Consider the following 23,642-nt stretch of genomic DNA (forward strand, 5'->3'; position numbering starts at 1 on the left):
CTCAATTGAACGGCTTTCTCTTTAAAAGCTCGGTCATAAATTTTACGCACTTGTTTCATAAGTTAAAATTAAGGTTTTATTCTTAACTTTTTATGCAGGTAAAGTTAGCAAGTCCATACTGTTCCTAATATTCTTTTAATTGGATTATGAGTTGACCCAATTAAGATTTTTTTAGTCAAATATCCCGTGGAAATACCAATAACATTATTCAGTATATTTCCTTTAAAATCAGATGATGTAGCCATTTGGCCAAAGACATTTTTGATTAGATTTAAAGGTTTTAAACTTTCATACGTATGATGATACTGGTCTTTAAGATATACTAATTCGTTAGATTGTTTTATTTTAAGCAACTGTATCTTTTTCTTAAGTGTATCTGTCTCGTTAATGGTTTCCATATTACCTTTTTTTAAACATTTTGACAATTATAATATTGCTGATAGGTATTTTAAGCCATTTATCTTTATAAATGTATAGCACTATTGATAGTAATAAATAAGCACTGGATACAATAAAAAAACCATAATAAACTTTGCCTAATAATTCGCCTAGCCACAGGGATAATCCAATGTTTACAAGTAAAACAAACATAACAAAAACAATAGAAACAGTTAATCGTGAAAGAAGTGAGGACAAGACATCAGCAGTTGTATCAACTGCACTCAACTTTACTAATTCTATTGTTGTTTTAGTATAATCCTCCGCTTTGTCAAAAAGCATTTCTATTGTTGTTGCTGTGTTTTCCATGATATAATTTCTAAACTTACGTTGTAGTGAAATTTTAATACCTAAATATCGTGTTAGATATTTGTATTTTTAATTTCGTTTTTAGCATCGTAAAATTTTGATTTACCTTCCGCAAGTAAAGTTTCACCTTCTTGTTTTGCATCATCAAATTTTGATTTTCCTCCAGCGATTAAATTTTCGCCTTCGCTCCAAATTTTCTCATACTTTTTGTTTATTGTTCCCAATAGAGTATCTAATTTGTCTTTTAATTCATCAGCATAATCGTTGCTTTTATCCATAATTTTTCTTCTTGTTTTGTCTCCTTTTTCAGGTGCAAACAATACTCCTAATAATGCTCCAACGGCTGCGCCTCCTAAAACTCCTAATAATATTTTATCTGCTTTCATAATTATGTATTTTATTGTTTTAATTTTTGATTTAGATCCCTCTACCTTGTATTAGTCTAAATAATATTGCAATAACGGCAATAACAAGAAGAACGTGTATAATTGATCCGACGTTAAAGGCAAAAAATCCAATGGCCCAAAAAATGACTAAAATAACTGCGATTGTGTAAAGAAGATTGCTCATGATTTCTAGTTTTTAATGATTTATAAATTTATTTGATTTGTTTTCGTAGGTCAGTTATGTAGGTATTAATAGGTTAATAAATTATATTTTTCTGCCTTGTATTATTCTCAATATAACTGCAATAACTGCAATGACGAGAAGTATATGGATTATTGATCCTACGCTATATGCAAAGAATCCAATTGCCCAAAAAAGGACTAAAATTACTGCGATTGTGTAAAGTAAATTGCTCATGATTTTTAATTTTAACTATTATTTGTAGGTTAAATTTAGTAAAGTTACAGATAAAACAAATAAGTATTGTGTTGTTTTACAGGATTTTAAGTGTATTTATGATAAAATTAAGATTATTTATTTCCTATTAATTAAAAACCAAAAGCAGCGTAGACACTCAAAACACTATTTTTAGCATCTGGCGAGCTAAAGCTAGTTGATGAGTCTTCTTTTCCTATTTTAGTAAGTCCATAATTGTAGCGTACTCCAAAACTAATTGCTTCTAAATCAATCCCAACACCACCGGCCAAACCTGCGTCAAACCTATTAAAATTGTTGGTGTCAATATTATCTTCAAAATTATAACTACCGCTATCTGACTTATTTGTAGTTTTTGCACTAACCATGTAAGCCGCATAGGGGCCGGCGTGAATATTAAAATTTTTCGTTACGTTTACCACTAATAAAAGAGGTAGTTCAATGTAATCTAATTTAAATTGAGCAGTTCCGCTCACTAGAGCGTTGCTGTATACAAGTTCAGCTCCCTTTCCGGTATACGAGATTTCGGGTTGTAAAGCGATATTATTTGAAAGAGGTAGTTTGGCAAAAAAACCAACATTAAAACCTGTTAACACATTGTTGTCATAAACATCGTCAGTATATAAATTAGAGAAGTTTACACCTCCTTTTACACCAAATTTAGTAGCGTTGTCTTGTGCGCTTGCAGAAGTTAATGTTAAACATGTTACCACTAATGAAGCAAAAATCAGTTTTTTTGAATTTTTCATCTTAATTTTTTTTGTTGTTGAATTATCCTACTACAAATATCAGCATCATACTCGCCAACTTTGTTACAAAACTTTGGGTTAAGTTTACATTATTCACACCTTAATTGATTGATTGTAAATCATTCCTCGATGTTTTTCTAAATTAAAAAATAATCAGACAAAAAAAAGACGAGCTATAAAACTCATCTTTTTAATTTACTATTTGTTATTTACGGTTAAGTTTTTCAAGGCCTGACCAAGTTCGTCCATATCGCGATTGCATTCCTGTTTAAAAGATTTCCAATCACTTTTGGAGTCATTTTTATACGTTTCAATCTTAATTTTTAGTTCATTATTTTTTTGTTCTAAAGCTTCGATTTTTTTAACATATTCTTGATCGATTGATTTGCTGGTTTTTTTAAAGTCATCCCTCATTTTAGCTATTCGAATTTCATTTTCGGAAATTGTTGCATTCGTATTTTTTTTGAATGTTTCCCATTCTTCCTGAGTTGCTGCTTTTCTAGCATCAGTTAATTCATCTTTTGCATCTTCAAGATTTTCTCTTGCATCTTCTACATTATCTTGAGCAGCTTCTTCTTTTTTTGTTGAACTCTGACAGCTTATTAAAACGGCTCCAGTCATGAGCGTTATTATTGCAAGGGTAAAAAATGTCTTTTTCATTTTATAAAAGTTTAATGTTAAATGTTTTATTGGATCGGAAGCTTCTGCACAACCATTGTACAATTCCATAAGAATATCGGGCTGATAATTTGATTTAAGCAATAGTCTTACATTTTGTAATGAATGTAATAATAACGGTAAACATGGTTATTTAAATGAAAATTATTAAATAGACTGAATAATGTTAAGAATTTCTTCTTTCGTTTTACCCAATTTAATTTGGAGTTTTCCAATCATTTCTTCTTTTTTACTTATCGTAAAAAAAACATCATTATCAGTCAAAGCTGCGAATTTTTGTTTTAATTCTCCTTTTTGCTCTTCCCAGTTCCCCGTTAGTTCTATTGAATTCATTTTTTAGTATGTGTTGTGGGCGAAATAATTTTCACTTTACAAAGTTGGTGCCTTAAGAGTTTAAAGTAGTTATAGAACTTTGGTGATTTGTTGTTTTATTCACTGATTTTATAAAAAATGCAATAAGTAAGTAATTACTTTTCACGAAATAATCGCAGCCTATTTTCGCTACATATCGATAAATAATCCCGTTTAATTCGAATCAGAGTTATGATTTGGAATGTATTTTTTCAATATATTTTCTAATGATTCGTGATAATCTTTTAGTATTTTAATATTTATTTCAGGATTTGAATCGTCCGGAATAGTTACGGGCATCTCTGATAAGTATTTAGATAATTCAGGATAGTCATTTCGTATTTTCATTGTAATTTTAAGAATAGCGTCATTGAATTCTTTCTCTGTTTTCATGATCAATTAAATTTTAAAGTTATTTTGTGAGGAACTTGTTATTTGCGAGTAAAAAATAAAATCATTAAAAACATCGTACAATTAAATGATGTTTTTAATGATTTTAAATTCAGTAGGGTATAGGTAAAAGCTTTTTGAAATTTCAACTACCGTAAACAATAACCTTAAAGTATGGTAAAAGCTCCTATATCAGTTGTAATACCGGCTGTAACTATTATATTCATTTTTGTCACAGGTAATAACGGTAGAGCAGGAGTGATAGTAATTGTGTACGTTCCAGGAAGCAGTCCCATAACTAAAAAATCACCATTTTCATTAACATTACTGGTATAGCTTATCGATGTCGATGACGTTGCTGTAACTACTGCCATTGTTCCTGCCGAAGTAATTTTACCTTTAATGGAACCGCTAATTGCTTTTTCGATCGTTCTGATCACCGGTTTCAGCTGATATCCACCGTTTCCTAATTTAACCACTGATTTATTGGCATCAAAATCCAAAAGTACAGTATATAATATTCCGTCTTGCAGTGTCTGGTTAACTTTAAGCTTCAAACCGCTTTGTTCTGCACTTGGAGTGCTCAAAGGGTAACTTACGCCATCAAGGACCACTGTATTATCAGCACCCAGAATAAGTCTTATTTGTTTTACTGAAGAAATCTCCAGTGAATCAGTTGCAATTATTGTATCGACACCATTAGAAAATTCTAGTAGGTTATAAATACCTTTTTCTACATTAAGTGCTACAGTTTTGCCATTTTCATCTATTACTTCTACACCTTGGATGTTTACATTCACTTCTTCATAAGGACCGGGAGCGTCAGTCAATCTCACGGCGTAGGGATAACTTGCATTAGTGTCATCACTATTACAGGAAAAGAAGAGTAATCCAAGCAAAGTAAAAGACAGAATAAATTTCATTTTTTTCATTTTAATTTAATTTAGGGATTCAAAATATTAATATGGTTGTAAATGTACAAGGCAGTACTATGTTAAATGTTATACTGCCGTACTATTAAGTTATAGGATTGCCACTTTTTTATTTAAAAATATGTTATTGGTCCGATGTAGTTTTTAATAAATAATAACATCCACATTTGCTAATTAAAGCACTATTTTATAGTATCAAATTTTGCACCCATATTTAATTCTTTTTTCATTTCTATTTCTTCCTGATCGTCCACATCATCTAGCTTTTTATCCTCTGCTTTTTTCTTTTTATTGAAGTAGCCTCTTAATAAAAAATTATGTTTTGCAGCTTCTATAACTTCATTAAGTCCTTGTGTTCCTGTTTTTACATTTGTTAAGGTAGAATCAATCATTCGACCCATTTTTTCATCACTGACTAACTTTGACAGCGCACCTTTTCCATCATTCATTTTAAAAGTAAATTTTTTAAATTCATTAGAACTGTTTTCAAGATTAGTAATCATATTTTTTATACTGTTTCCAAATTCCTCATCGGAGACTAATTTAGATAAAGCGCCGTTTCCATTATTCATGGTATAACTAAACTGTGCAAGTTGCGCTGTAATAACGCCGGCATTATCAACACTCTTTTTAACACTGACCATTAGATCATCCATTTCTATAGCTTTTTTCGAAGCTATATTATCGTTGTCTTCTACAATTACATTAGAGTTTTTACCGGAGGATATTGTAAGCACCTTATCGCCCATTAAGCCATCAGAGCTAATACTTGCTATAGCATCTTTTTTGATGTATTTACGAACTTCTTCTTTTATAAGTAATTTAATTGTTACAGAAGTATCAGTAAGAAATTCAATCTCTTCCACTGTACCTATATTGATACCAGAAAAGCGAACATTATTACCGACTTCTAGTCCATTAACCGAATTAAATTTAGAATTTAATTCAAATGTAGAGCCAAATAAATTTTTCTGTTTTCCAACAAAATATATTGTTGTAACAAAAAGTACTAACCCTATAATTACAAACATTCCTAATTTCCATTGGTATCCAGATTCTTTATCCATTTTATTTTTTTTTAGTGGTTATATGAAAAAGGAACGAACCCACTCGTCATCACTTTTCTCTAAATCATCGTAAGTTCCTTCGATATGAATTACTCCATCTTTTAGAATCGCCAATCGATCAGCAGTGTGTTTTGCACAAGCCATATCATGAGTAATAATAATAGACGTCGTTTTATTTTTTTTTTGGATTTCCAACAGTAATTCGCTGATTTCTCTCGAAGTTATCGTGTCTAATCCAGTGGTAGGTTCATCATATAATATTATTTCAGGTTTTAGAATAAGGGTTCTTGCAAGACCAATTCTTTTTCGCATCCCTCCAGACAATTCCGAAGGCATTTTATCAATTGCTTCACTCAAACCTACACTTTCTAAAACCTCTTTTATCTGGCTTTCTACTTCTTCATCAGATAAATCTTTGGCGTGTCGTTTTAAAGTAAATCCCAAATTCTCTCTAACACTCATAGAATCGTATAACGCTGCGTTTTGAAAAAGAAAACCTATTCGAACTCTAATTTCATTAAGCTCACTGTTGTCTAATTTTGTTATATCGGTGCCAAAAACATTTATTTCACCCTCGTCAGCAACAACTAGACCCACTAAACATTTTATAGTTATAGATTTACCAGAACCTGACTTTCCTAATACCACTAAATTTTCACCTTTGTTTACAGACAACGTAACTCCTTTTAATACCGCATTACTCCCAAAGGACTTGTATAAGTCTTTGATTTCTATAATTGGTCCATTAGTTTTCAAAATGGGAGCAGGGGCTATGGTTGTTGTTTCTTGTATCATTTTAAAAAAATAAATCTGTTAATTGTACAGCGAGCATATCAATAATAAATATGGTGAGCGAGGCAGTAACTACAGCAGAGTTTGCAGCTTTCCCAACACTTTCGGTACCATTAGAAGCATTAAACCCTTTGTAACAACCAATCATGCCAATGAAGAAACCAAAGAAAATAGTTTTGATGGTCGCTGGAAAAATATCTAAAAATGTAATGGACTCTAAAACTTGTGAGATGTAACGATACAAATTAACATCACTGTGAATATTAATACCAACATATCCTCCGATAATCCCAATACCATCTGCAAAAATCACTAAAAGCGGAATCATTAGAGTCGTGGCTAAAATCCGTGTAACGACTAAATATTTATAGGGATTTATTGCTGAAACTTCCATCGCATCTATTTGTTCTGTCACTTTCATAGATCCTAATTCAGCACCAATACCCGATGACACTTTACCTGCACAAATCAAAGCAGTAATTACTGGTGCTATTTCCCGAATCAATGAAAGAGCAACCATACTTGGCAGCCAGGATTCGGCACCAAACTTGGCAAGAGTAGGTCGAGACTGCAGTGTAAGAACTAAACCCATTATAAATCCTGTAATGGTTACTAATGGTAAAGATTTATACCCAATAACGTATGATTGTCTTATGAATTCCTTCATTTCATAAGGAGGCTTAAGTACTTCTTTGAAAAATCGCATTGCAAATAATGTTATCTTGCCTACATCATTGAAAGTTTCCTTCAAGTACGTTAGCATGCTTTCTTTTTTAGCTGTTACAATACTATTCATTGTTCATTGTGTTTTTTAAGAATGCGAATTAAGGATGAACTTATGATAAACTAGAAAAAAAATACTGTTTTGTTAAACACTACAATTGATTTTTCTTTATTTATTTTATTCTTTTTTAACAGTAATTAGATTAAATCATGTTTAATTACATCATATTTCAAACAATGTACTTAACAAAGTTGATCATAATTGCAAGTCAATCTGTTATATAACTAGTATATAATCAGGCATTATTCACACATTCAGTACATTAAAATTTAGTGTATCATGACTAAGCGACTTTTTTATTATTTACCACCATTAAAAGAACGCCGCCTAAAGCAAGTACAACTCCTATTATTGGTGACCATTTTACAGGATGATTAACTTGCTGGTTGATTTCAATTGGTCCAATATCAACTACTTTTTCTGTTGTTACATAATTAAAACTAGTATACAATAACATTATTATTCCTAAAATAATCATAACGATTCCTACAGTTCTCATTTTCATTTTTGTAAGTTTTTAAAGTGATATATAATTTTATAAATTTTGAATTAAGCTCTGGAAAAGTAATCTATAACAAAATTATGTTGCTGATTTTCGTCCATTTTATCGGTGTCTTTAATTTCGAATTTAATTTTTAAAAAACGGATATCTTCACTTAGTAGATCAAAGAGTTCTATCTTTGCATTCGTTGGCCCAAATAGAATTACTCGTTTGTAATTTTTTATGGTTTCCCCAATTTTTTTATAATAATCAAAAAGCTGTTTTTTCTCTTCAATCAAATCATAATTTTCGGATTGCGCTAAACTCGCCATCGTTTCCTTGTTGTTAAGTTTAGATTCAATAGTTTCTATTTCAAAATGTTTAGTAGTAAATTCCATTAAATGGGCTATGGAATGATCCATCCAAATGCCTAATTTTTTGGTTGTTTTCATAATTATGTTTATAAGATTATATAATAAAGCTGTAATTCTAGCTAATTAATTATAATCTTCTAAAGTTCAACTATTTAATCCAATAAAACATTACATTACTATAAGTAAAGTTTATATAATTTTCATGTTTTAACATTAGAATAGCGGTTAAAATAATTTGGATGAATTATGCTATTTTCCAATAGTACTTATAATGCCGAAAAGGCTATCGTAAAAATAATAGCCTTTAACCAAACCTAAAAAAAACCAACCTAACTTTAATGTTTTTATGAATCTGCTTTTGCTGTAGTTTTATCTTCCTCCATTTTTTTAGGAGTTATTTTGCCTACTCTGCAATAACTGGTTGAAGCTAAATAGACTTCTTTTTCTGAATTTTCCATTTTTTAATGTTTTTATTTATTCTAAGTATCTTCGTAGTGTCCAAGACATTGTTTCGTGAGCTTGCATTAAACCTGTCAGAAAATCAGCCGTTCCGGCATCCTGATTTTCTTCGGCACTTGTGTTAACATCTTTTCGAAGATGAACAATAACGGTTTCATGATCCTGTAATAATTCTTTTACCATATCTTTTCGACTTGGGTACTGATTAGGCGATTCTTTGATTATCGTTAAATCTGAAAACTCCTTCATCGTTCCAATAGTTTTACCTCCTAATTTGCTGATACGTTCTGCAATTTCATCTATTGAAGTTTCCAGTTCTGTATATTGACCTTCAAATAATTTATGAAATTCCATAAAACTTTCACCGGAAACATTCCAATGAAATTTTCTTAATTTTACATACAGTGTCATTTCATTCGCTAAAATTGACGAGAGGATAGCAATGCTATTTTTTAAATGTTCTTGTGAAATTCCAATTTGTAGTTTCATGTTTTCGATATTTTATTATTTAGTTAATAGGTACTTTTTAATGTCTTCTTACATTTTTTTTTAAAATTATGTGCAGCAAGTAAAAAGTTTTACATAGTACAAAGGTCTTTTAATTCCTTTCTAAAAGTATTATAGAATTGTTACGATAACTTACATTATTCACACTTTTATTTTATGTAAAAAACTTAAAGTCAACAATTTAATTTATTTATGTGCTTTTGATCAATGGGTAAAATAGAGATATATCCAAAATCCGAATGTCGACGGTGCAACTACTGCGGATTCAAACTTCGAAGAATTTGCCCACTTTTATTGTTTGGTTAAATATTGTATCTATATCAGACGAATTGGACAAATGAATTTGATGTACTGTTTTACAGATATGATTAATAAAAAAATATTTTTCATTGCCTAATAAAAATAATAATTTCGTTGTAACATTCAATTATCCTTTATTTAAAATGATGTAAAACAATGTTTTAGTATTCAACGTGTCATTCTTCAACCGTTATGCATTGGATAATCTGTATATCCTTTCTCCTCAGCCGTATAAAATAAATCCATATTAAGGTCTTGAGATAAAGGCCAATTGTTTTCATATCGTTCTACCAAATCAGGATTATTTATAAATGGACGACCAAATGCTACCAAATCTGTAAAACCGCTTTCAATAGCTTCTTCGGCACTTTCTTTATTAAAGCCACCACACATTATCAAAGTGTTTTTGAAATTATAACGGATCATTTTTTTAATATTTATAGGAACTTCTGGCGCTCCCATTGTTGAATGATCCGTAAGGTGTATGTATGCAATATCCAGTTTATTAAGTTCTTTAGTTAAGTAATCATAAGTAGCGTCTATTTCAGGATAGTGCGGCATATCACTTGCAACTCCATATGGTGATAGTCGAATACCGGTTTTCTCTTTTCCAATGGCCAGTGCAACAGCAGTGGCAACTTCAATAACAAAACGGCATCGATTTTCAATGCTTCCACCATAAGCGTCCGATCTGATATTACTGACAGGCGAAAGAAACTCTTCTAATAAATATCCATTGGCTGAATGTAGTTCTACACCATCAAATCCTGCTGATAAAGCATTTTTTGCTGCCGTTACATGTTCTTCTTTTGCAGTCAAAATATCTTGAGCATTCATTTCTTTCGGTACTATAAAATCTTGAAGTCCTAGTGTATCGGTCCACATTTGCCCAGCTGCTTTTATTTGAGAGGGAGCTACTATTTGTGTTTCTTTACCCATATTAAGAGGATGACTAATTCTCCCCGAATGCATTAACTGAATGATTATTTTACCTCCTTTTTCATGAACTGCACTGGTAGTTTTTTTCCATCCTTCAATTTGGTTGCTATTAAAGATCCCCGGAATTCGAGCATATCCAAGGCCATTAGGTGAAGGTGAAGTCCCTTCGGTAATAATCAGTCCAGCAGTGGCTCGTTGTTGATAATATTTCTGCATTAATTCATTAGGAATATTTTCAATTGCTCTACTTCGAGTCATGGGAGCCATAACAATTCGATTCTTTAAATCGATAGAGCCTACTTTTATTGGTGTGAATAATCGATTTGTTTCCATGTTTATTAGCTCTTAAAATATTGATATAAAGATAATTATAGTTAATTATTTGTCAGTTGGAAAAAGATATAAATTAAACAAGTAGAGGTTTTGAACGAGTTTATTGTAAAATTAAAAGCAATTTCATTTAGGCGATTACTATTGCATAAATAAAATTGCTCTCAAAAATTATGTTAGATTTTTATGCCTTTTTAAAATTTTCTGATTAACAGGTATCAAGCTCGTGTACCACTTCGTTGGTCATAGGCGGAAGGTTGGGAAACCCCTATGTTCTTGATGCTGTTTCGCCAACCTGGCAAACCAGAAAATAGACTATCTAACAAAATAGCAGTATTGTTTTAATTTTAGTGCATAGTAGCCTGATTTATTTATCCTTTGGGAGTAATTGCTCCATACATTGCGTCATATTGCAGTATAATAACGCTTTCGTCTATTGAATAAAAAAAATCTTCTAAGCGTTTAAGATGATCTAATGTAAATTTTAAATGTATTTCTAAAGCATTTACTAATTCGTCAGTAGATGCATTCTTGATCATTACAGGAATAGATAGCATTAATGCTTTTTCACTATAATAAATTTCTTTTAACTCCTCTACAAAAACATTGCGACAAATTTCTTTTTCTTCTGGTATTCTATCCTCTGAAGTTTTTTTACTTTCTTGAAACTTTATTCTTTTAGTATTTTTGGTGGCTGTACTTTTCATTTGTTTCTATTTACTTGTTGTTTCGTGTTTTAGTAAACTTCCGTTTTTAGATCTAAAGTCATTACCTAATTTTTAGAATCAAGTGTAACCTTCGCAATTATAGTTATATAAAAAAAGGAGTATTTAATAATTAAAATGAAGCATTTTTTAGTATAAATAACCGCTCTCTGGAATTAAATAAAAAGAGGGGGGCTATAGATAATGTAAATTATAATGATTTTAGTTTAAATTCATGGGACGAATTCTAAATTTAACATTGGGGAAATAGTGATTAGCACGTCATATAATTTCATTTTTGATCTCCGATTAAAAGGTGCTAATCATCAATAAGAACGCTAAATACAATAGTATAATTTTATGATTCGTCTTTCGTTGTACGAACCAAACTGATTCCTGAAACAAAGAAAATAATACCAAGTACGCCGTAAATAATTAATGATTTTACATCGGTCATGTCGCCAGATGTTGCAGCAAATAATACGGCAGTATAAATTAAACCACCTATTCCAAGTGCAGTTAATAAGGCTCCAAAAATTCTTTTAAGATTCATAATTTTTTTTTTAAAGATTGATATTGTAATTTATTTTTATGTTTAATTTTCAAATTTTATATAATAAAATATAAATATTTTGGATTTATATTTCTTCAAACATTTGTTTTTGAAGTAATTACAAAGCAAATATATTTCAATTAAATTCAAAAAGTGTTACATAATTGTCAATAAAAGTTATATCATTCACACACTTTAAAGAGGAGAAACTACTATTTACAACCAAATGGTACGTTAAAAAAATGGAGAACTACTGTCGGTTTTTCTGAATTGCAACTAGCTATAATTTTATTTTGTTTACTCAACATTATTGGCTGGAAGTAATTTTTACACTTTAGTTTCGTTTGATACACATTGACTCCTACAGCTTTGCATTTTTCTAAATCCACAGTAGAAGCTTCGAATTCAAAGCACCAATATCCTTTTAAAATTCATTGCATAACAAATTTATTCCGAAGTCTCATATCCAATTCTTATAGCAGTTGTGTACCAATTGCAGTGATTTAATATCATTCAACCAGTGTATCGTACTTAATGTTGTTATAACAGAAAAAAAAGCGTTGTTTTTTTACAATACTTTTTGTTTGTGGAGATCTAATTTTCATAAAAAAATTTAAAGTTATAAAAACCATCCAAATTTATTTTCGGATGGTTTTTAAACTAAATTACAATTATTAAACAATAAAAATATTTGCGATTGCTACCGCTTGAGCTGTAGTCAGTGGCTCGTCATAAGATTCTGAACCTGCATCTGCTCCAAATAATGAAGCTGTATTGTATCCTGCTTGCACTGTAACTTCTTCACCGTCATATACGGCTTGTGTTGCTGCTGGCATACCTGCACCTCTCTGATTTCCTGTAATCCAGCCTTTTAATCCTCTTAACCTTCTTACTTCCGATGCATGTCGAGCTTCAACAGAGTGAATCTGTAGTGCCGCGGTTAATAAGTCGGGAGTTGAAATTAGATTTCCAGCCTGTCCTTTGTAAGCTCTTACTCCCGTGTCTTCGAAGGCTTGTGCCAAGGCAAGAAATGTTGGGTACTCGGTAAAAGGTTTAAAAGCACCACCAACGGTGAAATCAAAAGTGGGTTTAGGGACAAAGTTTGCACTTGCAGTACCACCTAATCCTGCGATTAGAAAAGCCACATGGCTGTTTTCGTGTTTAGAAATCTGTTCAAAAACCTTTCTATCACGTCCTGCATTTTCAGATAAAGGTATTACATTAGAATCTAAAGCCATTTGATAAAATTCTTTTTCAAGATATTCTAATGTTAAAGCAAGCTGTAAAGCCCCAATTGGTGTACTCGGAGTTGGCGAAATATCCGCAGCATAGGCTGAAGTTGATACTGATGCTAATCCGAATGGAATAGCAGCTAACGCTAAATTTTTACCTAATTTACTGAATTGGCCTAAACTTTCTCTTCTAGAGCCTTTAGCTTGCATTACACTTTCATCTGCAAGAGACTCTATAAATTTTAATATGTTCATAATTTCTATTTTTAAATGTTAAATGTTAATTGTTTACGGTAAGTATAATGCAGTAAATGGAGTTGTAATAAATCCATCAGCAATGGCGAGGACTTCCGAAGGATTTTTCTTAACATCCAGGCCAGTTGTAGGATCTACTACATCGTCCCCGGCAAAATCTTTGGAATTAGGATTAATTAAACTTCTGATTGCAGAAGCATGTCTTGCTTCAACCGAAACTATTTTCCCGGCTAATAACAAATATTCAGGATTTGAAATTAATCTTCCCGCACCGTTATAAGCGGCAACTCCTGTATCTTCCAATGCTTTAGCTGTAGCTAAAACCTGGCTGCGACTACTAAAATTTAAACCTCCATAATCAAAGGCTAAATCAGGAAGTAATTGTTTTTCTGGATTTGGAAGTGCTGCACTCAGAGTTGCTTGAAAGAATTCTCTGTGTATTACTTCATGATAATACAAATCAATCAATACCTGCTGATCTTCTGCTGTAAAACTTGATGTAAAACCACTAGCATTTACGACTCTAGTATAAAAATCGGCCTCTAATTGTTCTAGAGCGTAAGCGTAGGTCAGTATTCCTAAATCATTTCCTCCTAAATCAAATACACCTTTTTTTACCCCAGGGAAGTGACCGCCACCAAATTTGGATGTTAAACTGTTATCATTAGGGTTTAGCATCTCATCATCGTTAGTACAGCCAGCCAATAGTAAGCCTGTGCCCATAAGCGTGAGTCCACTGATTTTGAGGAATTTCCTCCTGTCTGTCAAGGCAGGGTCTACTTTTTGAATTTTAACTACATTTTTCATAATTTAAACAATTAAAAGGTTAACAATAAAATTAATTAATCATGCAGTAGGTGTTTTAGTTTTGGGAAGATTATTAAAACTTAAATAATTAAAACACTCTAATGGGTTAGAATATAATTATTTATCCAAGTTTAAATTTATGCGATTTATACTGATTTATAATTCGTTTATTTTTCGTCTGTTTTTTTCATTTTCTTCATCATTTCCTCTTTAGTCAATCCAGTAGTATTTATATCTGCATCTGCAGTGTTGTCCTGCACTGCAAAAGTTAGTTTTTGCATATACATTGGATTACCTCCATTCATTTTTTCTTTTACAATATCTCCATATGCTTTTCGTGCCTCTTCAACAGATTTTTTACCCATAATTATATCATTAGCCAAATTTAAGGCTAAGAAATTATTTCCTTCTTTATCGCAGCGGGCACTCATAGTTCCCTGAGTACGGTCAAAAGTTACACTTCCATCGAATTTACCAAGTTCGTCCATTATATCTACCGGCACTTTATAATGTATTGTGGTTTGCATCATATCAGTATGCTCAATTGGAAAACTATGCTTCGTTTCTTTTTTATCAATACATATTTTTTTCCAAACACCTTTTTTCAACCAAATTAATTCGTTATTCGTAACACCGTCGGGTTTGCCGTACTTGTCCGTAATTTCTTTTACCGCCATACGCGAAGCTTCTGGCCAGTTTTTTACATCAGGCATCATTATTGCATTTTTAGACTTAGACATTTTGTCCTGTGCTGATAAATTTCCTAATCCTGATAAGAGAATCAGTAAAAAAATTGCTACTGTGTTTTTCATCTTTAGTATTTTTAAATTGTTGATAAATGTTATCTTAAAACCTTATATATTTATGTTTAATTTTAACTGAGGTAGGTATATAATTTACTGTACTGATGTACAAAAATATTATTATGCAGTGCAGCGGTTATTTTTCAACTAATAACGGTTCTCCAATCATAATAACAAATCATTACCGTAATGCGATAATGTTGTTCATTTTATACTTTATTAAGCTCGATTTGGGGTTTTCAAGCGTTTTTTTCTTCTGTTCAAAAATTATTCATTGTCTGACAAGAGTTCAAATTTTACATGAATTTATTTTCAGCTCATTTCAATTTTCCACTTATGCCAATGAAGTTTTTTTTTGAAGTTTAAAATTACGAAAATAATAACATATGTATGTGTCTGACTATCAAAATATTAATAAAAATTTAACAACCGTTTAATATCGTATCCGTTTGATTTTCAATGCGCTAAGGTTTTAAGCAAAAAACGCAGCCGCTTATGGTAACTGCCTCAAGACTAGGATATAACTTTTGAGGCAAAGATTAATAATGGGTTGTTCTTTTGTTAATATTCTGTCTCTAAACAGTATGATATTTTGTAAGTACTCATTTAACATACTTTAATTTTTAGTACATGTTTTGATCAATAAAGCCACCACAATTATATCGGTGCATGTTTGTGATCTGAGTACAAATTATATATGTAAATGTAGGCTTGCACGTTGCCAAAGCAAATCGTGAGCTATTATTTTTGCACCACATTAAAATGCGATTAGCGTGTTATCAGATCTTTTTTATCTGGCAGGTAAGTACATTTAAAAAAATATCTAGTAGGAAAAAAATACCCGTAACGTTTTAGAATCCCTGCAGGATCACAAATGGTAATGTATACTGTTACTGAAATAATCTGACTCAGGTAACAGCGTTTAAATGAGAACAGGAAAAGGAAAAAAAAAGGCTGCCCGATTAGGACAGCCTTTTTATATGTTTTTTTTTAACAATTACATCGGCTTGGTTACCGCATTCATTTGAAGTGTTACCGCAGTTTGCGCTAGCAATCTTCCATTAATTGTTGCTTTAGTCTGTAAATTGATCCCGGTCATACTTAATATGTTTCCTTCAAAATGACTAGTGGTTCCACATGTAACCGCATCTGAAACTACCCAAAAAATATTTTTAGCTTGTACGCCTCCTGCTAATGTCATTCTAACTGCAGAACTTAATTTAAGAGTTCCTGCTACTTGGAAAATAAAGACATCAGTAGGACTTCCTGCAATAGTTATATCAGTTGGAATAGTAAGCGCGGTTGTCCATTTGTACAAACCTGCTGTAAGTGTTTTTCCACCAATATTTCCTGCACCTAAATTTAGGAAATCAGGATGAGTTCTTCCAGCCGCGTCAGTATAGGCTGTTTGCATATCCCCAACTGCAATTGTTAATCGTGTCGCATTAGGTACACTACATGGCAGTGGACCTGCTGCATCAACCGTATATATTGTTCCTTCAACCTCTGTACATCGAACTAATATTGCGGCGCCAGTTATTGGGCTTGCGCCAACATCACCTGTAATCGCTGATTTGTATACATTCGTAATTCCTGCTTTTGATAGGATAGCAAAATCTCCTGCAATACCTAGATTTACTACTTCTTGAGCACCTGTTTTTGCCTGTATATTATAGGTTTCGTTAACTGTATACATGTTCGAAGTGGAAGTAGCTGATTTTGCAATTGTAGCGTTAGTGACTGTTAAATCATCAGCAGTATCATTACTGCAACTGGACATAAATAGAATCGAAAGCAACGCAAGTGTAGATAATGTATTTCTTAATTTCATAACTCATTTTTTAATCTGTGACTTATTTATCACATCACAAAGATGAACGGAATGTTGGTAATAGAAGTTATACGATTTGAGTTTAATGTTGTAATATTACTCTATTTTTGATAAATTACAATGAAAATTCCTATTTGCCAATAACCAAATGGTAAAATTAAATAGAGTCAAATTAATTTGTTCTTTATAATTTTAAACCAAAAAATATTTTTTAAGAAATCAACAATATTATTTTATTTTTTGGCACTTTTAAATGCATCCAATTCTTGCTGCAATTCGATACACGCTTGTAGACAAACTTCCTCTAGTTGCATCACCAAGCTGTGGATCTCTTCTAATTTTTCTTGTGTTATTGCTGATTCCTGAATTTTTTTTGCCATATTTTCAAAATCTGAACTAATTCCCATTATTGAAAAAGAAGGTATCATCTTATGTACGGAGGCACTTAACAATTGCCAATTTCTCTCCACTAAACTTTGTTTTATACTGCTTATTAATGGAGGTGTTTGTGCTAAATATAATGAAATCATTTCCATCATTAATGCTGGATTTGATTTTGTTCTATGGTGTAAATATTCTAAATTAATACATTTTATATTTTCAACAATAGTACTAATGTCTTCTTTTGAATTAAGTTTTGATTTTTTTAATGTTCCTACAATTTTTTTATATAATACTCTTTCATCGACTGGTTTAGCAATGTAATCATTCATTCCCACGGCGATGCATTTAGCTACGTCAACTGTTGTAACATCAGCGGTTAATGCTATGATAGGAATTGTTGAACGCATCGTATTTCGTATATATTTTGTAGCTTCAAAGCCATTCATTTCTGGCATTTGCAAATCCATGAGTACAATGCTATACTCTTTTTCTTTGAGTTTTTCTATCGCTATTATCCCATTTTCAGCAATGTCAATTTCAAATCCAAAATCATCTAAAAGTGTCTTCATAAGCAATTGGTTTAACGCAATATCTTCTACTACTAGTACTTTTATATTATTCATATCTGAATTTATTTCGACCAACTCATTTTCCACTTCTACATCGGCATTTGTTTTTTGAAAAGCTAATGTAAAACTAAAAGTTGAACCTTGATCAATAGTGCTATTTACACGAATAGTGCCACCTTGAGGCTCTATTAATTGTTTTACAATAGCAAGGCCTAGACCAGTTCCTCCATACAATCTGGAAGTTCCGCTGGTTGCCTGTTGAAAATTTTCAAATATTGTTCCTATTTTTTCTTCGGAGATACCAATTCCAGTATCAATTACAGCAAATTCGAGTATCACTTTATCACTATCTTCATGTAGTAAAGCAACGCTGACAGTAATTTGTCCTGTAGAGGTAAATTTGACGGCATTAGTAACTAAATTTAAAATGATTTGATGCAAGCGGGTAGGATCACCCACTAGTACTTCAGGGATTTTACTGTCGTACTCTTTAACCAATTTTAAGTTTTTTTCCTGAATTTTTGGTTCAAACAGATGAAGCATGGCTGAAATAGAAGATTTCATTTTAAAAGGGGTTTTCTCGAATGTCATCTTACCTGCATCTACTTTTGCCAAATCGAGTATGTCGTTGATAAGAACGATTAATGCATCACCGCTGGTTTTTATTGCGTTTAAATATTCTTTTTGTTTTTCTGTTATTTCTGTTCTCAAAATCACTTTTGTAAATCCGATGATTGCATTCATTGGTGTACGGATTTCGTGACTCATATTCGACAAAAATTGTTGCTTCGCTTTTACTGCATTTTCAGCTATTATTGTGGCATTTTCAGCATTTGTTTTTGCCTCTTCTGCAATTTTTGTGGTAAATTCTGCAAAAACTTTAGCTTCAATTAATTCTGTTTCAATTCTTTTTTGATCAGTTACATCTCGTGCTACAATTGCTGCTCCAAGCACATTGTCTTTATCATCTTTGTAAACGGATCCATTAAATAATACATGAATCAATTTGCCCTTTTTATGGCGAAGGATCAGTGGAGAATCAGCAACAAATCCATTTTCAAACACTTTTTGGTATATTTCACGTGCTTTTTGTGGTTCAGTGAAATAATCAAAAAAATTGGTTCCGATTAATTTAGCACGCGCTATACCAGTTACTTTTACCGATGCATTATTCATATCGGTTATTTTCCCTTCAGGGCTTATCGCAAATAAAGGGTCATTACTCGCTTCAATAAGACTTAGAGAATATTCAGAACGTAGTTTTTGGGCGGTAAGATCCGTATTGAGTTTTTTTAGTTGTTCTGCCTGAATTAATAATTCCTGATTTTTAGTATGTAAATCCGCAAAAACTGCCACTTTTGCTTTTAATATTTCTGGAGAAAGCGGTTTAATCATATAATCAACAGCACCAGCTTGGTATCCTTTGAAAATTTGTAACGAATTATCCATACTGGCCGTTAAAAAAATAATCGGAACATGTTTGAGTTTTTCAATTTGACGAATCAATTCTACAGTTTCAAATCCATCCATCATTGGCATTTGCACATCTATTAAGATTATTGCAAAATCTTGTTGGTGCAGCAAGATTTTCAAGGCTTCATTACCGGAATTTGCTTTAACACATAAATAATTTTCATCAGAAAGAATTACTTCTAAAGCAAACAGATTTTCAGGAAGATCATCGACCAATAAAATTTTAACTGGGCTATTTATTTTCATTTTCAATTGTAAAATAAAAGTTTGAATGTTGACTATTTACTAAAATACCAACAAAAAATGTAACGTAAATGGGATTGGGGAAATACTGCCGTTGTACTATTATTTACTTAACCATACGCGCATCAACGACAACAAGCGCTCTACATCGATAGGCTTGGTAATGTAATCATTAGCACCGGCGTCTATACATTTTTGTTTGTCGTCTTTCATGGCTTTTGCAGTTAGGGCAATAACAGGCAAATTCCTGAATTTTATCTGGCTACGTATTCGGTTCATAGCTTCATAGCCGTCCATTTCGGGCATCATTATATCCATTAGAACTAAATCGATATCAGGATTTTTCTCTAGCATCTCCAATGCGGTTTTTCCGTTTTCGGCTTTGATAACATCCATTCCACGTTCTTGCAGTATTTTGGATAATGCAAAAACATTTCGCATGTCATCATCAACCAATAATATTTTTTTTGAATGAAATATAGCTTCTTTATCATGCAAATTATTAATAATCATTTGTTTTGCTTTTGGTAGATTACTGATCGTTCGGTGCAGAAAAAGAGCCGTTTCATCCAGCAATCGTTCTTCGGATTTTACACCTTTTATTATTATGCTTTCCGCATATTTGTGAAGCAAATTATTTTCTTCTTTTGTAAGTTCTTTACCGGTGTAAACGATAATAGGGGGTAAGTTATGGCCTTTGACATCCTCCAATTTACTGATAAGTTCAAAACCAGTCATATCGGGTAATCCAAGATCCAAAATGATACAATCGATGTGATTGTTCTCAAACAATTCCAAAGCCTCTTTTCCTGTTGCAGCTTCATAACATTTTACATCTCCATTGCCAATGAGTACTTTCATTGCTTTTCTAGAGTTTTCACTATCTTCAATAATCAACAGGTTTTTTATTTTTCTATTGACAAAATTTTCAATTCGGTTAAAAGCTTCTTCGAGACCATCTTTAGATATCGGTTTCATCAGGTACTCTACCGCACCTTCTCTGATTGGTTCCAGCGAACGGTCATTTGCAGATATAATATGCACCGGTATATGTCTTACGGAAGGATTTCCTTTTAATTCATGCAATACTTGCTGCCCTTTTATTCCAGGTAAACCCATATCGAGAATGATGGCTTGAGGTCTGTATTTTGAAGCCAGCACTAAACCATCTTCTCCTGAAGCAGCTGACAAACATTTGAATCCTTTTTTGTTGGCTTGTTGTAAAAGTATCGCAGCAAAATTTTGATCATCTTCAATAATCAGCACTACTGTATCATCAGTGCGTATCGTTTCTCTATCATCTTCTATTGTGGAATAATTTAGATATTTGATGTCATTTTTCGAACTGGTTGCATACGAATTTGGTTTTAACTCAATTTCAGTCACAGATTCTTGTATAGCATGGATTTCCAGTGGAATAATAAGAGAAAAAGTCGATCCTTTATCTAAATTACTTTTTACTTTTATTTCGCCTTCCAGTAATTTGGCAAGTTCGCGGGAAATAGAAAGTCCTAGACCAGTACCACCATATTTTCTGGAAGTTCCACCTTCGGCTTGTTGAAAAGCTTCAAAGATGGCTGTTTGTTTGTCTTCGGATATTCCAATGCCAGTATCAGTAACAGAAATCGTTAAAGTAGTCTCTGTATTTGGGTCAATATGTATGATGACACTTCCTTTTTCGGTAAATTTTATAGCATTGGATAAAAGATTTTTCAGTATTTGATTTAAACGTTGTGAATCGGTGTGAACAAATTCGGGTAAAGTTGTAGCCAATTTACAAAGTAGCGTTAGTCCTTTTTGTTCTGCTTGATGTTTAAAATCGCGAACAAGAGTATTAGTGAAATTTTTCAGTGATACCTTTTCAATATTTATCGCCATTTTTCCTGCTTCAATCTTCGAAAGATCTAACACTTCATTAATTAGCACAAGTAAGTCATGACCACTTTTATAAATTATTTCCGCACTTTCAACTTGAATATCATCCAGGTTTTTCTTCCTGTTTTCTGACAAATCTTTGGACAGAATAAGCAAACTATTAAGCGGAGTTCTTAACTCATGGGACATATTTGCCAAAAATTCAGATTTATACTTGCTGCTAATCTCAAGTTGTTTGGTTTTTTGTTCAATATCATTTTTTGAAGCTTCAACTTCTTTATTTTTCTCTTCTAATGATCGCGTCTGCTGCTCCAGTTCTTCATTAGTCATTTGCAGTTCCTCCTGCTGTTGCTTAAGATTTTGAGCTTGCTGTTCTAATTCTTCATTGAGTTGCCTCAATTCTTCCTGTTGCATTTGTAGTTCTTCCGCTTGGATCGAGAGCTCTTTGTTTGCAAAACTTAACTCCACGGCTCTTTTTTCCTTTTCATCATTTTGAAAGGCGAGCTCTTGGTTTGCAATTCCTAATTCGGCAGCTCTTTTTTCCTTTTCATCATTTTGATAGGCAAGTTCTTTGTTTGCAATTCCTAATTCGGCAGCTCTTTTTTCCTTTTCATCATTTTGATAGGCAAGTTCTTTGTTTGCAATTCCTAATTCGGCAGCTCTTTTTTCTTTTTCATCATTTTGAAACGCGAGTTCTTTGTTTGCAATTCCTAATTCGGCAGCTCTTTTTTCCTTTTCATCATTTTGAAACGCGAGTTCTTTGTTTGCAATTCCTAATTCGGCAGCTCTTTTTTCCTTTTCATCATTTTGAAAGGCGAGTTCCTTATTTGCAATTCCTAATTCGGCGGCTCTTTTTTCCTTTTCATCATTTTGAAAGGCGAGTTCGTTGTTTGCAATTCCTAATTCAGCGGCTCTTTTTTCCTTTTCATCATTTTGAAAGGCGAGTTCCTTATTTGCAATTCCTAATTCAGCGGCTCTTTTTTCTTTTTCATCATTTTGAAAGGCGAGTTCCTCATTTGCAATTCCTAATTCAGCGGCTCTTTTTTCCTTTTCTTCCACTTGTTGAACCGTATTGACACTTATGGCAATACTGTTAACAGAGACATTTATAAATTCCTTTTCTGTTTCGGTAAAATCAGTAAGCTTGCCAATTTCTATTACTCCTATCGTTTTGCCGTCAAGCAAAAAAGGGGTAATCAGCAAATTCTTTGGTGTTGTATCCAGAACGGTTGATGTGATGCGTATTTGATCTTCGGTTATGTCTGTTATAATAATTTGTTTCTGTTCCCATGCTGCCTGGCCAATTAATCCCTCGTTTAATTTAAATATTTCTTTACCAGCTTTTGAAGATGAAAAAGCGAATCTTCCATTAAGAATCAGCGAATTTTCTTTTTCATTAAACAGATATACAGCTCCAATATTAGCGTTCAAGTAGGTGCATAAAAAACTAATAGTATTGTTTGCCAACTGTGCGATGCTTTGATTTCCTAATAATTTTTCATTGAGTTCTGAGTTACCGGTAAGCAACCAGTTCTTACTGGCAGTTTCTGATTCGGAGTTTTTTAATGCTTTAAGGTTTTCAACAACTATAATGTAAACAACAAGAAGAATAAGCATAATGATTAACAATAAAAAAGCGAAAACAAGATTAAATTTGCTGGCATCATATTCGCTGGTTTGCTTTCTTTCGTTAAGCAAAGTTTGTTCTGTTTCCTGTGCTTTAGTAATCCTTTTTCTAATTTCTTCTTGTAGCTGTTTGCCCTCACCAGAGGCAATAAATTCTTGCGCTTTTTTAAAATCGTCTTTACGAAAAGCAATGCATTTATTTAAATTTTCAAAACGAATTTTGATTTGTTCCGTCAGGTCTTCAATATTTATTTGTTGATTTGCATCCTCTGATGTTAATTCCTTTACATTCGCAAGTTGCTCGATTATTTTGGTTTTAGAAGATAAAAATGGTTTTAGGTAATCTGCGTTGCCAGTGATTGTATACCCACGTACACTCGTCTCAGCATCAAGGGCAGATATCAAAATTCTGTCAAATTGATAGATTACCGCATTGGAATGGTTAACTAAAGCATTTGAAGCGACAAATTTTTCGCTATTTTTAAAAGAAAAAATTGCAACTGCTACAAGAACTGCGGCACAGGCACTAAATCCTATTATTATTTTTCTGCCTAGGGTTATTTTCATTTTTTTTTATTTGTAAAG

25 protein-coding genes are annotated in these 23,642 nt (G+C 32.2%); all 25 read right to left on the reverse strand.

From position 1 onward, the window contains the following. Positions 1-104 precede the first annotated feature (104 nt). Entirely contained in the window at positions 105-398 is a 294-nt protein-coding gene (locus ACNQGJ_RS15725; protein WP_417974689.1) for a hypothetical protein, read from the reverse strand. 1 nt (position 399) lies between these two features. After that, a complete protein-coding gene (locus ACNQGJ_RS15730) occupies positions 400-747 on the reverse strand; it encodes a hypothetical protein (RefSeq protein WP_417974691.1) in 348 nt (115 codons plus the stop codon). Positions 748-800: 53 nt separating this feature from the next. Beyond that, entirely contained in the window at positions 801-1,133 is a 333-nt protein-coding gene (locus tag ACNQGJ_RS15735) for a YtxH domain-containing protein (protein WP_417974693.1), read from the reverse strand. A 31-nt stretch (positions 1,134-1,164) separates the two neighbouring features. After that, entirely contained in the window at positions 1,165-1,317 is a 153-nt protein-coding gene (locus tag ACNQGJ_RS15740) for a lmo0937 family membrane protein (protein ID WP_417974696.1), read from the reverse strand. Between the two features lie 81 nt (positions 1,318-1,398). Next, a complete protein-coding gene (locus ACNQGJ_RS15745) occupies positions 1,399-1,551 on the reverse strand; it encodes a lmo0937 family membrane protein (RefSeq protein WP_121342222.1) in 153 nt (50 codons plus the stop codon). Positions 1,552-1,682: 131 nt separating this feature from the next. Continuing rightward, positions 1,683-2,318 carry a porin family protein gene (locus ACNQGJ_RS15750; protein ID WP_417974698.1) on the reverse strand — a complete coding sequence of 212 codons (636 nt, stop codon included), beginning with the start codon at positions 2,316-2,318 and terminating at the stop codon, positions 1,683-1,685. 198 nt (positions 2,319-2,516) lie between these two features. Continuing rightward, positions 2,517-2,978, reverse strand: a complete 462-nt coding sequence (locus tag ACNQGJ_RS15755) for a sll1863 family stress response protein (RefSeq protein WP_417974700.1) — start codon at positions 2,976-2,978, stop codon at positions 2,517-2,519. A 165-nt stretch (positions 2,979-3,143) separates the two neighbouring features. Next, positions 3,144-3,329 (reverse strand): CsbD family protein, encoded by a 186-nt coding sequence (locus ACNQGJ_RS15760; RefSeq protein ID WP_417974702.1) that lies wholly within the window; start codon positions 3,327-3,329, stop codon positions 3,144-3,146. A 192-nt stretch (positions 3,330-3,521) separates the two neighbouring features. Continuing rightward, positions 3,522-3,740 (reverse strand): hypothetical protein, encoded by a 219-nt coding sequence (locus ACNQGJ_RS15765; protein WP_417974704.1) that lies wholly within the window; start codon positions 3,738-3,740, stop codon positions 3,522-3,524. A 164-nt stretch (positions 3,741-3,904) separates the two neighbouring features. Beyond that, a complete protein-coding gene (locus ACNQGJ_RS15770; protein ID WP_417974706.1) occupies positions 3,905-4,636 on the reverse strand; it encodes a DUF4382 domain-containing protein in 732 nt (243 codons plus the stop codon). A 215-nt stretch (positions 4,637-4,851) separates the two neighbouring features. Then, entirely contained in the window at positions 4,852-5,736 is an 885-nt protein-coding gene (locus ACNQGJ_RS15775) for an MlaD family protein (RefSeq protein ID WP_417974708.1), read from the reverse strand. An 18-nt stretch (positions 5,737-5,754) separates the two neighbouring features. Next, positions 5,755-6,531, reverse strand: coding sequence for an ABC transporter ATP-binding protein (locus ACNQGJ_RS15780; RefSeq protein WP_417974710.1), 777 nt, complete (start codon positions 6,529-6,531; stop codon positions 5,755-5,757). A gap of 1 nt (position 6,532) precedes the next feature. Next, the gene (locus ACNQGJ_RS15785; protein WP_417974835.1) at positions 6,533-7,291 is read right to left on the reverse strand and encodes an MlaE family ABC transporter permease; all 759 of its coding nucleotides are present in this window, start codon (positions 7,289-7,291) and stop codon (positions 6,533-6,535) included. Between the two features lie 304 nt (positions 7,292-7,595). Further along, entirely contained in the window at positions 7,596-7,817 is a 222-nt protein-coding gene (locus tag ACNQGJ_RS15790) for a hypothetical protein (protein ID WP_417974712.1), read from the reverse strand. A 44-nt stretch (positions 7,818-7,861) separates the two neighbouring features. Next, the gene (locus tag ACNQGJ_RS15795; RefSeq protein WP_417974714.1) at positions 7,862-8,245 is read right to left on the reverse strand and encodes a hypothetical protein; all 384 of its coding nucleotides are present in this window, start codon (positions 8,243-8,245) and stop codon (positions 7,862-7,864) included. A gap of 396 nt (positions 8,246-8,641) precedes the next feature. Further along, positions 8,642-9,115: a Dps family protein gene (locus ACNQGJ_RS15800; RefSeq protein WP_417974716.1), complete on the reverse strand. Its 474-nt coding sequence runs from the start codon at positions 9,113-9,115 to the stop codon at positions 8,642-8,644. A 501-nt stretch (positions 9,116-9,616) separates the two neighbouring features. Next, a complete protein-coding gene (locus ACNQGJ_RS15805) occupies positions 9,617-10,705 on the reverse strand; it encodes an alkene reductase (protein WP_417974718.1) in 1,089 nt (362 codons plus the stop codon). Between the two features lie 368 nt (positions 10,706-11,073). Then, positions 11,074-11,409, reverse strand: a complete 336-nt coding sequence (locus ACNQGJ_RS15810; protein ID WP_417974720.1) for a DUF892 family protein — start codon at positions 11,407-11,409, stop codon at positions 11,074-11,076. A gap of 355 nt (positions 11,410-11,764) precedes the next feature. Beyond that, entirely contained in the window at positions 11,765-11,959 is a 195-nt protein-coding gene (locus ACNQGJ_RS15815) for a hypothetical protein (protein ID WP_417974722.1), read from the reverse strand. 674 nt (positions 11,960-12,633) lie between these two features. Further along, complete coding sequence (locus tag ACNQGJ_RS15820) at positions 12,634-13,446, reverse strand: ferritin-like domain-containing protein (protein ID WP_417974724.1); 813 nt, start codon at positions 13,444-13,446, stop codon at positions 12,634-12,636. A 33-nt stretch (positions 13,447-13,479) separates the two neighbouring features. After that, a complete protein-coding gene (locus tag ACNQGJ_RS15825) occupies positions 13,480-14,253 on the reverse strand; it encodes a ferritin-like domain-containing protein (RefSeq protein ID WP_417974726.1) in 774 nt (257 codons plus the stop codon). 167 nt (positions 14,254-14,420) lie between these two features. Beyond that, positions 14,421-15,065, reverse strand: a complete 645-nt coding sequence (locus ACNQGJ_RS15830) for a hypothetical protein (protein WP_417974728.1) — start codon at positions 15,063-15,065, stop codon at positions 14,421-14,423. 988 nt (positions 15,066-16,053) lie between these two features. Next, a complete protein-coding gene (locus ACNQGJ_RS15835; RefSeq protein WP_417974730.1) occupies positions 16,054-16,887 on the reverse strand; it encodes an ice-binding protein in 834 nt (277 codons plus the stop codon). A 233-nt stretch (positions 16,888-17,120) separates the two neighbouring features. Continuing rightward, a complete protein-coding gene (locus ACNQGJ_RS15840; protein ID WP_417974732.1) occupies positions 17,121-19,559 on the reverse strand; it encodes a response regulator in 2,439 nt (812 codons plus the stop codon). 99 nt (positions 19,560-19,658) lie between these two features. Then, a complete protein-coding gene (locus tag ACNQGJ_RS15845; RefSeq protein WP_417974734.1) occupies positions 19,659-23,624 on the reverse strand; it encodes a response regulator in 3,966 nt (1,321 codons plus the stop codon). Between the last annotated feature and the right edge of the window lie 18 nt (positions 23,625-23,642).

It is taken from the genome of Flavobacterium cryophilum (assembly GCF_048286555.1).
Taxonomy (GTDB): Bacteria; Bacteroidota; Bacteroidia; order Flavobacteriales; family Flavobacteriaceae; genus Flavobacterium.

What these genes read in the sequence shown, in the direction of transcription:
- ACNQGJ_RS15725 (WP_417974689.1), bottom strand. Translation starts at nt 398, where the DNA reads ATGGAAACCATTAACGAGACAGATACACTTAAGAAAAAGATACAGTTG.
- ACNQGJ_RS15800 (WP_417974716.1), bottom strand. Translation starts at nt 9,115, where the DNA reads ATGAAACTACAAATTGGAATTTCACAAGAACATTTAAAAAATAGCATT.
- ACNQGJ_RS15755 (WP_417974700.1), bottom strand. Translation starts at nt 2,978, where the DNA reads ATGAAAAAGACATTTTTTACCCTTGCAATAATAACGCTCATGACTGGA.
- ACNQGJ_RS15830 (WP_417974728.1), bottom strand. Translation starts at nt 15,065, where the DNA reads ATGAAAAACACAGTAGCAATTTTTTTACTGATTCTCTTATCAGGATTA.
- ACNQGJ_RS15805 (WP_417974718.1), bottom strand. Translation starts at nt 10,705, where the DNA reads ATGGAAACAAATCGATTATTCACACCAATAAAAGTAGGCTCTATCGAT.
- ACNQGJ_RS15820 (WP_417974724.1), bottom strand. Translation starts at nt 13,446, where the DNA reads ATGAACATATTAAAATTTATAGAGTCTCTTGCAGATGAAAGTGTAATG.
- ACNQGJ_RS15780 (WP_417974710.1), bottom strand. Translation starts at nt 6,531, where the DNA reads ATGATACAAGAAACAACAACCATAGCCCCTGCTCCCATTTTGAAAACT.
- ACNQGJ_RS15845 (WP_417974734.1), bottom strand. Translation starts at nt 23,624, where the DNA reads ATGAAAATAACCCTAGGCAGAAAAATAATAATAGGATTTAGTGCCTGT.
- ACNQGJ_RS15745 (WP_121342222.1), bottom strand. Translation starts at nt 1,551, where the DNA reads ATGAGCAATTTACTTTACACAATCGCAGTAATTTTAGTCCTTTTTTGG.
- ACNQGJ_RS15760 (WP_417974702.1), bottom strand. Translation starts at nt 3,329, where the DNA reads ATGAATTCAATAGAACTAACGGGGAACTGGGAAGAGCAAAAAGGAGAA.
- ACNQGJ_RS15740 (WP_417974696.1), bottom strand. Translation starts at nt 1,317, where the DNA reads ATGAGCAATCTTCTTTACACAATCGCAGTTATTTTAGTCATTTTTTGG.
- ACNQGJ_RS15825 (WP_417974726.1), bottom strand. Translation starts at nt 14,253, where the DNA reads ATGAAAAATGTAGTTAAAATTCAAAAAGTAGACCCTGCCTTGACAGAC.
- ACNQGJ_RS15735 (WP_417974693.1), bottom strand. Translation starts at nt 1,133, where the DNA reads ATGAAAGCAGATAAAATATTATTAGGAGTTTTAGGAGGCGCAGCCGTT.
- ACNQGJ_RS15775 (WP_417974708.1), bottom strand. Translation starts at nt 5,736, where the DNA reads ATGGATAAAGAATCTGGATACCAATGGAAATTAGGAATGTTTGTAATT.
- ACNQGJ_RS15840 (WP_417974732.1), bottom strand. Translation starts at nt 19,559, where the DNA reads ATGAAAATAAATAGCCCAGTTAAAATTTTATTGGTCGATGATCTTCCT.
- ACNQGJ_RS15785 (WP_417974835.1), bottom strand. Translation starts at nt 7,291, where the DNA reads ATGCTAACGTACTTGAAGGAAACTTTCAATGATGTAGGCAAGATAACA.
- ACNQGJ_RS15750 (WP_417974698.1), bottom strand. Translation starts at nt 2,318, where the DNA reads ATGAAAAATTCAAAAAAACTGATTTTTGCTTCATTAGTGGTAACATGT.
- ACNQGJ_RS15765 (WP_417974704.1), bottom strand. Translation starts at nt 3,740, where the DNA reads ATGAAAACAGAGAAAGAATTCAATGACGCTATTCTTAAAATTACAATG.
- ACNQGJ_RS15730 (WP_417974691.1), bottom strand. Translation starts at nt 747, where the DNA reads ATGGAAAACACAGCAACAACAATAGAAATGCTTTTTGACAAAGCGGAG.
- ACNQGJ_RS15835 (WP_417974730.1), bottom strand. Translation starts at nt 16,887, where the DNA reads ATGAAATTAAGAAATACATTATCTACACTTGCGTTGCTTTCGATTCTA.
- ACNQGJ_RS15795 (WP_417974714.1), bottom strand. Translation starts at nt 8,245, where the DNA reads ATGAAAACAACCAAAAAATTAGGCATTTGGATGGATCATTCCATAGCC.
- ACNQGJ_RS15790 (WP_417974712.1), bottom strand. Translation starts at nt 7,817, where the DNA reads ATGAAAATGAGAACTGTAGGAATCGTTATGATTATTTTAGGAATAATA.
- ACNQGJ_RS15815 (WP_417974722.1), bottom strand. Translation starts at nt 11,959, where the DNA reads ATGAATCTTAAAAGAATTTTTGGAGCCTTATTAACTGCACTTGGAATA.
- ACNQGJ_RS15810 (WP_417974720.1), bottom strand. Translation starts at nt 11,409, where the DNA reads ATGAAAAGTACAGCCACCAAAAATACTAAAAGAATAAAGTTTCAAGAA.